This window comes from Paenibacillus sp. J31P190, assembly GCF_059692075.1.
The window spans coordinates 338,250-351,813 of the sequence record NZ_JCAUAS010000003.1 but is presented as its reverse complement, the minus strand read 5'-3'; the positions used below and the strand labels follow the sequence as shown (position 1 = coordinate 351,813).

At 44.9% G+C, this 13,564-nt stretch carries 10 protein-coding genes and 1 other annotated feature; of the genes, 7 read left to right on the top strand and 3 right to left on the bottom strand.

Going from position 1 to position 13,564, the window contains the following annotated elements:
- Positions 1-136: 136 nt before the first annotated feature.
- Positions 137-397: a binding site (T-box leader), on the top strand.
- Positions 398-475: 78 nt separating this feature from the next.
- The gene (gene ileS, locus AC58U0_RS08680; RefSeq protein ID WP_497378594.1) at positions 476-3,556 is read left to right on the top strand and encodes an isoleucine--tRNA ligase; all 3,081 of its coding nucleotides are present in this window, start codon (positions 476-478) and stop codon (positions 3,554-3,556) included.
- A 65-nt stretch (positions 3,557-3,621) separates the two neighbouring features.
- On the opposite strand, the gene AC58U0_RS08675 is transcribed toward ileS, so the two are convergent.
- Positions 3,622-4,854, bottom strand: coding sequence for an aminopeptidase (locus tag AC58U0_RS08675; protein WP_497378593.1), 1,233 nt, complete (start codon positions 4,852-4,854; stop codon positions 3,622-3,624).
- A 68-nt stretch (positions 4,855-4,922) separates the two neighbouring features.
- Complete coding sequence (locus AC58U0_RS08670) at positions 4,923-5,696, bottom strand: helix-turn-helix domain-containing protein (protein WP_497378592.1); 774 nt, start codon at positions 5,694-5,696, stop codon at positions 4,923-4,925.
- 168 nt (positions 5,697-5,864) lie between these two features.
- Here AC58U0_RS08670 and AC58U0_RS08665 point away from each other — a divergent pair, with 168 nt between their 5' ends.
- The 3 genes from AC58U0_RS08665 (at position 5,865) to uxaC (ending at position 9,316) form a co-directional block, all read left to right on the top strand.
- The gene (locus AC58U0_RS08665; protein WP_497378591.1) at positions 5,865-6,674 is read left to right on the top strand and encodes a phytanoyl-CoA dioxygenase family protein; all 810 of its coding nucleotides are present in this window, start codon (positions 5,865-5,867) and stop codon (positions 6,672-6,674) included.
- Between the two features lie 115 nt (positions 6,675-6,789).
- Positions 6,790-7,722: a VanW family protein gene (locus AC58U0_RS08660; protein WP_497378590.1), complete on the top strand. Its 933-nt coding sequence runs from the start codon at positions 6,790-6,792 to the stop codon at positions 7,720-7,722.
- A gap of 193 nt (positions 7,723-7,915) precedes the next feature.
- Positions 7,916-9,316 (top strand): glucuronate isomerase, encoded by a 1,401-nt coding sequence (gene uxaC, locus AC58U0_RS08655; RefSeq protein ID WP_497378589.1) that lies wholly within the window; start codon positions 7,916-7,918, stop codon positions 9,314-9,316.
- A 60-nt stretch (positions 9,317-9,376) separates the two neighbouring features.
- On the opposite strand, the gene AC58U0_RS08650 is transcribed toward uxaC, so the two are convergent.
- Positions 9,377-10,198 carry a helix-turn-helix transcriptional regulator gene (locus tag AC58U0_RS08650; protein ID WP_497378588.1) on the bottom strand — a complete coding sequence of 274 codons (822 nt, stop codon included), beginning with the start codon at positions 10,196-10,198 and terminating at the stop codon, positions 9,377-9,379.
- A 169-nt stretch (positions 10,199-10,367) separates the two neighbouring features.
- Between AC58U0_RS08650 and AC58U0_RS08645 the strand changes: the two genes are divergently transcribed.
- The 3 genes from AC58U0_RS08645 to AC58U0_RS08635 all read left to right on the top strand — a co-directional run bounded on the left by AC58U0_RS08645 (position 10,368) and on the right by AC58U0_RS08635 (position 13,539).
- Positions 10,368-11,651: a Gfo/Idh/MocA family protein gene (locus AC58U0_RS08645; protein WP_497378587.1), complete on the top strand. Its 1,284-nt coding sequence runs from the start codon at positions 10,368-10,370 to the stop codon at positions 11,649-11,651.
- Positions 11,652-11,676: 25 nt separating this feature from the next.
- Positions 11,677-12,702, top strand: coding sequence for a dienelactone hydrolase family protein (locus AC58U0_RS08640; RefSeq protein ID WP_497378586.1), 1,026 nt, complete (start codon positions 11,677-11,679; stop codon positions 12,700-12,702).
- A gap of 219 nt (positions 12,703-12,921) precedes the next feature.
- Complete coding sequence (locus AC58U0_RS08635) at positions 12,922-13,539, top strand: SLOG family protein (RefSeq protein WP_497378585.1); 618 nt, start codon at positions 12,922-12,924, stop codon at positions 13,537-13,539.
- Positions 13,540-13,564: the final 25 nt, after the last annotated feature.

The following is a 13,564-nucleotide window of genomic DNA, read 5'->3' as shown; positions in this document are numbered from 1 at the left end:
GAAATTATTGACGATATTACACGAAAATGATTTGTTGAACGAAGATTGCGGTGATCCCGAAAAAATCATATTTTAGTAAACTTGACATTCAAAGAAGATGATGTGAAAATGAATTAACTGATTGTTCTTAATTAATTTAAATTCATTGACGAGTACGAGTACGCTAATCCCCTTGAATTCCAGAGAGTTGGCCTAGAGCTGAAAGCCAACATTCGAGACTTAGCAGAAGATCCACTCTGAGAAGGAAAGCTGAAGGTATTCTAGTAAGCTGACCCGGGATCCCGCCGTTACAAGGGCCGCGTATGATCGTACGTAGAACGAGGAGCCATAATGATCATAACTTTTATGAACATTACGGAACTAGGGTGGTATCGCGAGATGTAATCTCGTCCCTTGCGGGACGGGATTTTTTTGTTTTCTCATAACAACGTTTCCGGATTTGCCCCCATTATTTTAATAGAGGAGTGTGTTAGACATGAGAAAAATTGATGTGAAAGAAAAAGCGAGAACCCGCGAACTGCGCGTTTTAGAGCAATGGAGATTGAATGGTACGTTCCGCAAGTCGATCGAAAACCGCAAAGGTAAAGCGAATTTCGTCTTTTACGAAGGTCCGCCGACGGCAAACGGATCACCCCATATCGGACACGTGCTTGGTCGTGTTGTGAAAGATTTCATCTGCCGATATAAAACTATGTCAGGGTACCAAGTCATCCGCAAAGCGGGTTGGGACACGCATGGCTTGCCCGTCGAGCTTGGTGTTCAGAAGCAGCTTGGTATCTCGGGGAAACAAGAGATTGAAAAATACGGAGTAGCCGAATTTGTAGAGAAATGCAAAAGCAGCGTATTTGAATATGAAAAGCAGTGGCGTGAACTAACCGAAGCAATCGCATACTGGACGGATATGGATAACCCCTATGTTACGTTAGATAACGGCTATATCGAGAGCGTTTGGCATATTTTATCCGAAATCCATAACAAAGGACTGTTATACAAGGGGCACCGTGTGAGCCCTTATTGTCCGGACTGCCAAACAACGCTCAGTTCTCACGAAGTGGCACAAGGCTATGAAGATGTCAAAGATTTAAGCGCCACTGTGAAATTCAGGAGTAAAAACGGACCGGAAATCTTTCTGGCTTGGACGACGACCCCGTGGACACTGCCTGCGAACATAGCGTTGGCCGTAAATAAAGACATGGATTATGTCAAAGTGAAACAAAATAGCGAAGTGTACATTGTCGCAAAAAATCTTGTGGAAAAATTATTCAAAGAAGACTACGAAATCTTATCTGTGCATAAAGGCTTGGAATTCGTCGGCACCGCCTACGAGCCGCCTTTCGGCTATATTAGCCCAATCAAAGGACATATCGTCGTAGATGCTGACTATGTCATGGATACGAGTGGTACGGGTATTGTCCATATTGCTCCGGCGCATGGTGAAGATGATTACCGAACAGCCCGTCGACACGAGCTAGATTTTGTGAATGTAGTGAACTTGGCAGGTCGTTACAATGAACAGATCACTGACTTCGCCGGACGCTTCGTCAAAGATTGCGACGTCGATATCGTGAAAAACTTGTCTGAACGCAGCCTGCTATTTTCCAAAGAGCGCTATGAGCATAGTTACCCTTTCTGCTGGCGCTGTAAATCCCCGCTGCTCTATTATGCGATGGAGAGCTGGTTTATCAAAACGACCGCAATTAAAGAGCAATTGATCGAAAACAACAGTAAGATCGACTGGTATCCTTCCCACATCCGCGAAGGGCGCTTCGGCAAGTTCCTTGAAGAGCTTGTCGATTGGAACATCAGCCGTAATCGTTATTGGGGTACCCCGCTTAATGTTTGGCTATGTGGGGATTGCGGAGCGGAATATGCGCCGGGAAGTCACAAAGATTTGCGGGAGAAATCAGTAGAGCCAATTGACGAAAGCCTGGAGCTGCATAAGCCCTACATCGATGAGGTGAAACTGCGCTGCACTTGTGGAGGCACCATGGATAGAACCCCTGAGGTGATCGACGTTTGGTTCGATAGCGGTTCTATGCCTTTTGCACAGTATCATCATCCATTCGGAGACGAGACGTTGTTTAATGAGCAGTACCCAGCGGATATGATCTGCGAAGGGATTGACCAAACAAGGGGCTGGTTCTTCAGTTTGCTTGCTGTTTCAACGTTGTATAATGGCAAATCACCTTACAAGGCCGTTCTTTCTACCGGGCATGTATTGGACGAGAACGGACAGAAAATGTCGAAAAGCAAAGGTAACGGCATCGATCCATGGGAAATCATAGATGAATTTGGAACGGATGCGTTTCGATGGGCCCTGCTGTCAGACAGCGCACCTTGGAACAGCAAACGGTTCTCTAAGCAAATTGTTGCCGAAGCGAAATCCAAATTGGTCGATACGATCAATAACACACATGCTTTTTATGCGTTATATGCAACGATTGACCAATATAAGCACGAAGACCATCCGGCTCAAAAGCACACGAACGAATTGGATCGCTGGATACTTTCAAGACTGAACAGCACATTGCAAAATGTATGTAAGGGCTTGGAAATTAACGACTTCCTAAACCCCGCGAAGCAAATCGAGATGTTTGTCGACGAGCTGAGCAATTGGTACATCCGTCGCTCTCGCGATCGTTTCTGGGGAAGTGAAATGACCGTTGATAAAGTGTCAGCGTATCAAACACTGCGTGAAGTGCTGCTGACGCTCTCGCGGATGATAGCACCATATGCGCCGCTCATTGCCGAGGACATTTACGGTAACCTCGGAGGAGAAGGCAGCGTTCATCTGGCTGATTATCCAAGCGTGATCCATTCAGCCATCGACATAACGCTTGAGAATGACATGGAAACCGCAAGGCAGATTGTTGAGTTGGCTCGAACTATTCGGAATGATACAGGTATCAAGACGCGCCAGCCTCTCTCCGAGTTGATCGTTTCGCTCGATAACCATTTCGATCTAAGTCGTTTTGAGGAAATCATTAAAGATGAAATAAACATTAAAGGAATCCGAGTAGAACAAAGTGATAGCGGCTTTGTTGACTTCAACTTGAAGCTGAATCTTAAGGTGGCTGGGAAAAAGTATGGCAAATTCGTTAGCCCTCTGCAAAACCACTTGAAGCAATTGTCTACTTCAGAAACCAAACAAGCGGTCGATAACGGTTTTCTTGAAGTAACAATCGATGGAGAGGAATTCCATATCCTACTTGATGAGATGCTTGTGGAAAAACAAGCCAAAGAAGGATTTGCTTCAGCTTCCAATAACCAGATCACGGTAGCCTTAAACACATTAATAACGGAAGAATTGGAGCAAGAAGGTCTTGTACGGGAAATCATACGTGCCGTTCAGGATTATCGTAAAAAGCTTGAGCTGCCTATTGATAAACGAGTTGATCTTGTTCTCGATGTCAATTCGACGTTAAAAGAAGCGTTGGAGCGTTTTGATCATGTTCTGCAAGAGAATGTACTGCTTTCCAGTGTAAAGTATGCTAAGGAAGAAAAAATGGAATCCATTTTGATTGGGGACAACAATTTCCGCTTGCTTATAGAGTAACTGAAAAAAGGGTAGCACCGAGAGACATGGTTATCATGACTCTCGGTACTACCCTTTTTTAATTTCTAGAATGCCCAATTCCCCTTACGGAAAATGGGTTCAATCGTGCCGTCTGCGTGTTCGCCATCAATATCCATCTCGGCAGAGCCGATCATAAAGTCAACGTGAATCAGACTGTTATTAAGGCCAGCTTTCTCTTGCTCTTCCTTGGACATCGAAGTACCGCCTTCGATGCATGTAGGAAAGGCTCTGCCAAGGGCCAAATGATTAGAGGCGTTCTCATCATACAGTGTATTAAAGAAGATCAAGTTGGAGTTCGAAATTGGCGATACATGCGGCACGAGTGCGATTTCACCCAGATATTGTGCTCCATCATCCATTTCAATCATCGCTTGAAGCGACTCGAATCCTTGTTCAGCCTTGTAGTCAACAACACGTCCGTTATCGAAGGTGATCGTGAAATTGTTGATCAAATTACCTTGATAGCTTAATGGTTTCGTGCTGCGCACTGTACCCTGAGTACCCATTCGATGAGGAGAAATAAAGACTTCCTCCGTTGGGATATTCGGATTGAAATCGAAGCCTCCTGTCCCATTGGTGGCGGAACCGCCTCGCCATATATGCTTAGCTGGCAGCTCGACGGTTAGTTCTGTGCCTGGGGCACGGTAATGGATCTTACGAAATTGCTTCTCGTTCAGCTGCTCTCTTTTGCTCCGAAGCGTCGCGTTGTGATTGATCCAAGTCTGGATTGGATTTTCTTGATCTACGCGTGTGGCTTGGAAAATGGCATCCCATAGCGCGCTGATCGCTGCTTCCTCTTCCAAATGAGGAAACACTTTCTTCGCCCAAGCAGAAGAAGGCGCGGCGATGATCGACCATGTCATATGATAGGAGGACATGCTTTCTCTCCATTTAACTAATTTCGCGCCTGCGGCTTTGGAATTCGCAGAAATGCGACCTGGGTCGATATCCTTCAGCAATTCAGGATTATCGGCATCGATCCATAAATAGGCTCCGTTATTATCGGCTAACTCATCCAGCGCTTGCGCTCTCCATGAAGGATATTCATGGAACGCTTCATCAGGTGCATAGGTATATTTGATTTGTGTGCAGATTTCATCCTGCCATTCAATATGTACGTGTTTGGCTCCAGCTTGATAAGCTTTACGGACAATGAGTCGAACGAATTCGGGATGATGAATGGGGGCATTAATCCAAAGCGTTTGGCCGGATTGAATATTCAGAGCTACGCGGACGGTTAGCTCCGCATATTTATCAAGATTACTTTCAAAAGACATAGGAATCCTCCCTTTTTTCTAATCTTGCTTGCAGTTTATCCTGCAAAGTGTCAACTGTCAAATAAATTTTACCGTCGTTCTTTCATGAATGTACTTGGGTTCATGCCATACCATTTGCGGAACTGATTCGTGAAGTGATTATAGTTTTGAAAGCCCACATCATAACAAACCTCCGAAGCGCTCCGCCCGGTATGTTCTAGCATTAGTACGGCTTGTTGTATCCGCATCCGATTGAGCGTATCGATAATGGAATACCCTGTGCTGGTTTTGAAAAGATGGGACAATCTCGAGGGGGAGAGCCCGACGGTCTGAGCCAGATCTTCGATCCGAATAGGTTGACGCATCTGTTGGGACAGCAGGTGGAGAACCTCCTCAATTCGCGCATCGACTTTTTTGTTTGTTTTCTGAGCCATGATAAGGAGGATTTCCCGCAAAGAGCTGCTGCACAGTTCGAACCAATATTCACCGCGTTCACGGGAATCCTCCATGATGCGAATGAAAGCTTGATAGATGCGCTTGCGAATCGACTCACTTTCGATGGTAAGGATGAGCTGCTCTGTATCCGGCAATAAATTAGTTTCTGTGAAAAGCGAAGGGAAATGTACCCAGACAAACTCCCAGGTATGGTCTTTTTTCGTACCGTAGTGCTGCGGTGTTCCTGGCTTCAGCAGAGTGAGATCACCAGGCTTGCAGCTTCGCTCATTGCCTGAGTTGTTAAAGAAGCCTTCACCTTCAAGTGTGAAAGTAAGGAGCCAATCGTTTCGTCCCTGCGGCCGCTTCGTTACATACGTATCTTGCTCGATAAAATGTCCGGCTAAAAAGGTAAAATCGTCGAATATCATGGTCCTGTGGTTCCTTTCATCTTCTGCAGCAATTTACTACAAGTATATCAGGAAATAGCAGGATTGTATGAGTAATTAGCATCATTCTTACTTCAATGTCTGCGGAGCTTTCGATATGATTAAGTCATAAGCGAATACAAACCTAACTTATTCATGGAGGGGACCAACATGTCACGGACGATGCTTAAGCTTTCAAATGAACAAAAACAGCAATTCGAGTCAGATGGTTATTTAATCGTACAAGGACTGTTTTCAGAGCAAAATTTGGCCGAAATCGATGATACCTTTGAGGAGATTAGCCACCATACGGTACCAGGCTTATTTGAACCGGATTTACAAGCGGATGGATCTGATCCGTTAAAAAGATATCCGCGAGTCATGCATCCGCACCGCTTTAATGAGACGGCAAAGAAATATATGCTGCACAAGCCGGTTATGGATGTATTAGCAGATTTGTATGACGAAAAGGCGCTAGCCGCACAAAGCATGTTTTATTACAAGCCGCCGGGCTCCCGCGGCCAAGCGCTTCATCAGGATAATTTCTATCTACAGGTAGAACCTGGTAATTGCATAGCGGCATGGACGGCCATTGATGCTGCAGATGATGAGAATGGCGGCTTACTCGTTGTGCCCAAAACGAATGCATTAGAAATCGCTTGCCCGGATATCGCGGATGCCAAAGAATCATTTACGACTCATTACGTGAAGCCGCCGAAAGATGAAAAAGCCGTGCCGGTCATCATGCAGCGAGGCGACGTTCTCTTTTTTAACGGGAATCTCATTCACGGTTCTTATCGAAATAAAACGAAGGACCGATTCCGTCGAGCGTTCATTTGTCATTATGCGAACCAATCGGCAACCCATATTAGCGATCATTATCGCCCTTTGTATCGGCAGAATGGAGAGACCGTTGATTTAGAGGTTAACCCTAAAGGTGGGCCTTGCGGCGAAGAATTCCAAGTGGTTTATCCTCACTAATCTAATATTTAGCCATATGGGACCGGTCTGACATTCATGGATGTTAGCTGGTCCCATTTTACATAGTATGGAATCATTTCAATTGTTTACACTAGAGGAGGGGGTGATAGCGTTCATGAGTTATAGTTGGATAATGGGTTTGTTACTTCTTGCGCAGCAGAGTGAAGTCCCATTTCGAATAACGAATGACAATATGGGTCATAGCATAGCGAATGTGCAGCGTGAATTGTACACAGTCAATCTTCTGGATATGCCGATTATTGATAATGGACGATTAGATCAGCTTACGAATGAACTCGATAAGAACATGTATCGTAAACCGATCAATGCAACCATTAATGCTGAGGGGACAATTGTGAAGGAGATTGCAGGTTCGAGGTTGAATCGTCAAGCTTTTGTTGAGCAATTTTATGAGCATTATTATCGTGAGGGACCGATGCAATTTGAAGTGCCTCAGTTAGCTGTATATCCCAAAGTAGACAGTGAGCTGCTAGCGAATATTCGTGTGCGTCCTATTGGTTATTATGTAACCTATTTTAATTCGAATAATAAATATCGTTATACGAACATCAAGCTTGCAGCCCAAGCGATTAATAATTATGTCGTTCAACCCAATGAAACGTTCTCTTTCAACCATGTTGTTGGTGTTCGGACACGAGGAAAGGGGTATATGCCGGCAAAGATTATTGTAAGGGGAGAATTCTCTGAAGGGATTGGAGGAGGCATTTGCCAAATTTCTTCTACGCTGTATAACGCTGTGGATCGCGCGGGTCTCAAAATCGTAGAAAGATATTCGCATAGCAGATCTGTCCCCTATGTTCCGCCAGGTAGGGATGCAACTGTGAATTGGGGAGGTCCTGACTTCACCTTTAAGAACAACTATAATCAGCCTATCTTGATAAGGGCACAGGCTTTACCTGGCAGGGTATACGTTAGCATTACTTCCTCTGATGTCATTAACTATAAGCCGCGGCATGTTCCGAGTGCATCCGATAATCTGCCGGAGGAAATACAAGCAGGAACAAATGTCGGTCAGCCTGTTCCATAAATGATAAGCTCCGTTCCAACGTGATTGTTGGTGTATGGGGCTTTTTGTTTGTTTGAGACTGAGATATGCCAAAGATGAGGTCAATATATGCATATTTTACAAAATGAAAGCAAAAAATCACAAGATTTTCGGATCACCTTTCGCTAGAATAGAGGGCAGATCATTCAGCTTGAGAAGGGTGGAATTTTGTTTTATGAAAACTTTTTTAGATGAGAATTTTATGCTTACCAACGATACCGCGGTTCATCTATTCCACAAATTCGCCAAAGATCTGCCGATTATTGATTATCACTGCCATCTAAGTCCTAAGGAAATTTATGAAAATAAACAATTCAATAACATAACGGAAGCTTGGCTGTACGGCGACCATTATAAATGGAGAATGATGCGTGCCAACGGTGTGGAGGAAGCGAAAGTCACTGGTGATGCTAGCGATTACGATCGTTTCTTGGCATGGGCTGGAACAGTTCCAATGGCTATTGGCAACCCGCTGTACCATTGGTCTCATATGGAGCTTCGAACTTATTTTGGTGTTTATGACATTATTAACGAGCAGAACGCGCCTGCCATCTGGGAAAAAGCGAATGCGAAGCTGGCAGAGGGCGGTTCACGCGCCAGAGATCTCATTACGAATTCCAAAGTAACCGTCATTTGCACCACGGACGATCCGGTCGATTCACTGGAATATCACATCAAAATTAAAGAGATCAAAGATTTTAATACGCAAGTCCTGCCTTCGTATCGTCCTGACAAAGCGCTTGAAATCAATCGCGCCACTTTCCTTCCATGGATCGGCCAATTGGAGCAATCCGCTGGCATCACGATCAGCTCGTACGATGACCTGCTGGCAGGATTAGAGAGCAGAGCACAGTTTTTTGATTCGGTTGGTTGTAAGGTGTCTGACCATGCCTTGGATTATGTGCCGTATGCGGCAGCAACCAAAGAAGAAGTGGATCAGATTTTCAAAACGGCTTTGGCTGGCAGCGCGGTTAGTTTGGAAGACGAGAAAAAATATAAAGCATACACCTTGCTATTCTTAGGAGGCGTGTATAAGAAGCTGGATTGGGCGATGCAGTACCATATTAATGCTTCCCGAAACAATAACGGACGAGCTTTCGCGAAGCTGGGCCCGGACACCGGATTCGACTCTGTTAATGATAGCCCGGTAGCAAGCGCCTTGACAGGTTTGTTATCCTCACTTGCTGTTGCTGATTCGCTGCCTAGAACGATTCTGTACTCCCTAAATGCACGCGACAATGAAATTCTCGCTTCCCTCATGGGCAGCTTCCAAGGCGATGGTATTCCCGGCAAAATTCAATTAGGATCCGCTTGGTGGTTCAACGATACCAAAGATGGTATGGTTTCGCAGATGAAATCGCTAGCGAATTTTGGACTGCTTGGCCGATTCGTAGGGATGTTGACCGATTCCAGAAGCTTCTTGTCCTATACAAGACATGACTACTTCCGCAGAATCCTCTGTAACATGTTAGGCGAATGGGTCGAAGCGGGAGAATTCCCGAACGACGAACAGCTGCTGAAACAGCTGGTTCAAGGGATTTCCTATCATAATGCTAAGCAATATTTCGGTTTTTAAAATAGAAACCTTCGTGCGGGTTGTTGCCTGCTCGAAGGTTTTTAGGTATCTCGGCACTTATTACATACTATGTCGCATCAATTTGCGGCATTCCAGTGGCGTCTGTTTGGTCACTTGTTTGAACACACGGCCGAAATGAGCCACACTATCGAAGCCGGATTGCTCGGCGATGTGGATGACTTTCAACTTCGTTTCACGCAGCAGTCGCTGAGCCTCGCGGATGCGAACGTTGTTCAAGTATTCGATGAACGAAAAGCCAGTCGTTTCTTTGAAAGAACGGCAAAAGTAGCTTGGACTGATATAAAAGCTTTCGGAAATCGAAGCTAACGTCAAACGGTTTCTATACTGTTCGTTAATATAAGCGACAATCTCGAATATTTTGGGATTGTGTGCTTGCTGGTGTTCCTGAGTGGAGCTTATCTTATCTGTGAGACGCGAGCAGAAGATGAGTAGCTGTGTTAGTAGGGCTTTGCTGTTCAGCTGCCAGCCACCTAAAGTCTGTTGCTGTTCGCGCAATAAGCTGAATAGAAGGTTCTCAACAAAAGTGCGATTCGCACCTGTTAGGGAAAAGATATGCTGTTTCTGCCCAAAAGGAACGAGTAAATGTGTCGATGCATCCTCATCGATAGAACGTATCCAACTATCATCAAAGCTAAGAAGAATCCGCTCGTGATGAAGGACATCCGCATTTCGTGTTTTGTGAAGCTCATTTTTATCGATAAAGACGAGGTCGCCTTCTTGAATCAGATAGGAACGGTCCTGTATAAAATAATAGCGTTTCCCGCTGAGTAAATAATAGATTTCATAGTGATCATGAAAATGATTCACTGTCATAGAGTAGGGGCGATCTCTGCGCAGTCTTTCAATTTCGTAGAGTACCAAAAGTGGACACCTCATCGTTCGCTCTTTTATGACTATTATATAGCAAGATATGCAAGGAATAAAAGTCATTAAGCAAGATTTGATTAGAAACACAACAAATATTGTATTACTCTTGAATTAGGAAATTTGAACTTGAAGACATATCCATACTCGAGAGGGGTTCACTTTTATGAAAAAGCGTTATGCACTAGTCGGTACCGGAGGAAGAGCAGAATTTTTCTATGGCGCTATCGTGAAGGATTTTCAAGAAACGTCAGAATTAATTGCGATTTGCGATATAAATCAAACGAGAATGAATTTTACGAATGGCTTACTCGTCAATAAATATGAATATAACGCTGTTCCCACTTATAAAGCGGATCAGTTCGAAGAAATGATTCGTAGAGAAAAGCCCGATTATGTCATTGTCACCTCTGTTGATCGTACACATCATACTTACATAATTAAAGCAATGGAGCTTGGCTGCGACGTCATTTCGGAGAAACCAATGACTGTGGATGAAGAGAAATGTCAAGAAATTCTCGATACCATTAAACGCACTGGGCGGCAGCTTCGTGTGACATTCAATTACCGTTATGCACCGCATAACACGAAAATTCGTGAGTTAATCATGGATGGGACGATAGGTGATGTTCATTCTGTCCATTTCGAGTGGCTGCTGAATACCGAGCATGGGGCAGATTATTTCCGCAGATGGCATCGCGATAAACGTAATGGCGGAGGCTTGCTTGTACACAAATCAACGCATCATTTTGATCTCGTGAACTTCTGGTTAGGGACGCGTCCGGAGACAGTATTTGCGCTGGGCGGCTTGATGTTCTATGGCAGAGAAAATGCCGAGAAGCGCGGCGTGACCAACTTCTATCAACGTGCGACAGGGAATGAGAACGCGAAGGGTGATCCTTTTGCACTTCATTTAGATAAAAATAAAAACCTCAAGGGTCTGTATTTAGATGCGGAACACGAAGATGGCTACCAACGCGATCAGAGTGTTTTCGGCGATGGAATTAGTATTGAAGATACAATGGGCGTTATGGTTCGATATAAAAACAAAGCCATTCTCACCTACTCGCTTAATGCTTATATGCCTTGGGAAGGCTTTAGTGTACAAATCAATGGCAGCAAGGGTCGTATTGAAATGAAAGTTGTTGAGAAATCGTACGTAAATTCCGGTGGTCTTAAAGAGGATGAAGGTGCATTGAAGGAAAAGACGATCAGGGTATTTCCGATGTTTGCGGCTCCTTATAAAGTAGAAATTGAAGAAGGTGTCGGCGGCCATGGCGGCGGTGATCCTGTGCTCTTGAAAGATATTTTTGATAAGCCATCCGATGATCGCTTCGAGCGAGCTGCTTCACATGTTGACGGGGCGATGTCGATTTTGACTGGTATTGCCGGGAATATTTCCATGCGTACGGGGCAACCGGTTGCTGTGGATAAATTGGTTACTTTTTAAAAGGGTAGACGGGGGTGGGAATTACTTGTGGAATCCAGATTCAATCATGGAAAATCTCTATCACTCCTACGAGAATAAACGTCTACTGCAAAAGCGGGCTGAGAATGCGGAACATACCAGGGTTAGGTTGAAGCAGGGCCTAATCAAATCTCTAAGTGCAGGTATGGAAGAACGAGATGAGCTTCGTCCTGTTCTCCTAGAGCGCACTGAGCTCGAAGATCATTTTCGAGAGCGTATCGAATTCGGTACGCTCTGGGGATTTCGAGTTCCGGCCTATGTGTTGTTACCTAAAGGGTTGACTGAACGAACAGCAGCTGTGCTGGCTCTACACGGACATGGTTACGGTAGTCGGCAGATTGTTGGACTCCATCCGGATGGAACTGCAAACACAGGTAAGTCAGATCTGCACGGCAATTATGCCTTGGAATTAGTGAGACGCGGCTTCATCGTGGTCGTACCTGAGATCGTCGGATTTGGAGATCGGAGATTGGCTGCGGATCAGAAGGATGGGCAAGTCGGAAACTCTTCCTGTCAGACACTTGCATCACATCTGCTTTTATATGGAATCTCGCTGGCAGGATTGCGTGTGCAAGAGGCGAGGCGGGCGCTCGATTATGTGTTGTCACGCGAGGATGTGGATCCTGTAAGAGTGGGATGCTTCGGTTTCTCGGGAGGAGGACTTATCGCCGCATATACCGCGGCGATAGATGAACGAATCAAAGCCACTGTCCTCTGCGCCTTTGTGAATACATTCAAAGGAAGCATTATGCAGATCCGCCACTGCATTGATAATTATTTGCCTGGGGTTTTGGAATATTCGGAGCTCCCCGAATTACTCGGGTTACTTGCTCCTCGTCCGCTGTTCATTGAATCTGGGCAGCAGGATCCTATTTTTCCGATAGAAACAGTAGAAGTGGCGATTCAGTATTTGAGGCAGGCGTACGCTGAAGCGGGCGCTGGTGAAAAGCTGGGGGTTCATCTCTTTGAAGGTGTTCATGAAGTGAATGGGAGTCAGGCCTACCCTTGGCTGGTTGAGGCTTTAGAAACTTAATAGTATAGCAAAAGAAGAGCTGCGGCTCTTCTTTTTGCTGTATTTGTCTAACAATGCGCGATGGTTCGATTTCTTATTCCGTCCCGTTCATTCTCAATGAATCATATTTGCGGATCTCTTCACGCCAAGCGAGAAATCCGCTCTTCATGGCCTTACCTTTATATCGAGGCCTATCTATGCTAACCTGATAGGTAGAGTCAACAAGGTGGTGTACCTCTTTTGAAACGAGTCTTAATAACGGGTTATAAAGCTTCTGAACTTGGCATCTTTTCATTAAAGCACCCAGGCATTCCGATTATCAAAAAAGCGATCAAAAAGAGACTCATCGCACTTATGGATGAAGGTTTAGAATGGGTCGTTGTGAGTGGACAATGGGGAGTTGAATTGTGGGCGGCTGAGGCTGTGCTTGAGCTTCGAGGAGGCGCCTACCCAGAGTTGAAATTAGCTGTCGTCACCCCTTTTCTTGAGCAAGAAGAAAAATGGAGCGATGATAAGAAAAATAGCTATAATAGCGTCATGGAACGCGCGAATTACGTGAACAGCGTGACAAAAACCAAATATGAAGGACCTTGGCAGTTCAAGGAACGAGACAAGTTTCTGCTCCGTAATTCGGACGGCATCATTCTTGTTTATGATGAAGATACGGAGGGGTCACCCAAGTTTATGAAACAGCAGGCTGCACAGATTGCTGCGAATCATGCCTACCCGATAATCACGATTAATGCCTATGATTTGCAAAATATCGCCGAAGATGAACAGGGGGACCAGTCGGGAGATCTGGCTGGAGATTTCGATTTCGCCGATGTCGGTAGCAATACGGATTTTGATGAGATATAAACAATAAATAGCCGTCTCAAAAGGT

Bases quoted from the DNA above. Each gene is read 5' to 3' on its own strand.
- ileS (WP_497378594.1), top strand. From the start codon at position 476: ATGAGAAAAATTGATGTGAAAGAAAAAGCGAGAACCCGCGAACTGCGC.
- AC58U0_RS08675 (WP_497378593.1), bottom strand. From the start codon at position 4,854: ATGTCTTTTGAAAGTAATCTTGATAAATATGCGGAGCTAACCGTCCGC.
- AC58U0_RS08670 (WP_497378592.1), bottom strand. From the start codon at position 5,696: ATGATATTCGACGATTTTACCTTTTTAGCCGGACATTTTATCGAGCAA.
- AC58U0_RS08665 (WP_497378591.1), top strand. From the start codon at position 5,865: ATGTCACGGACGATGCTTAAGCTTTCAAATGAACAAAAACAGCAATTC.
- AC58U0_RS08660 (WP_497378590.1), top strand. From the start codon at position 6,790: ATGAGTTATAGTTGGATAATGGGTTTGTTACTTCTTGCGCAGCAGAGT.
- uxaC (WP_497378589.1), top strand. From the start codon at position 7,916: ATGAAAACTTTTTTAGATGAGAATTTTATGCTTACCAACGATACCGCG.
- AC58U0_RS08645 (WP_497378587.1), top strand. From the start codon at position 10,368: ATGAAAAAGCGTTATGCACTAGTCGGTACCGGAGGAAGAGCAGAATTT.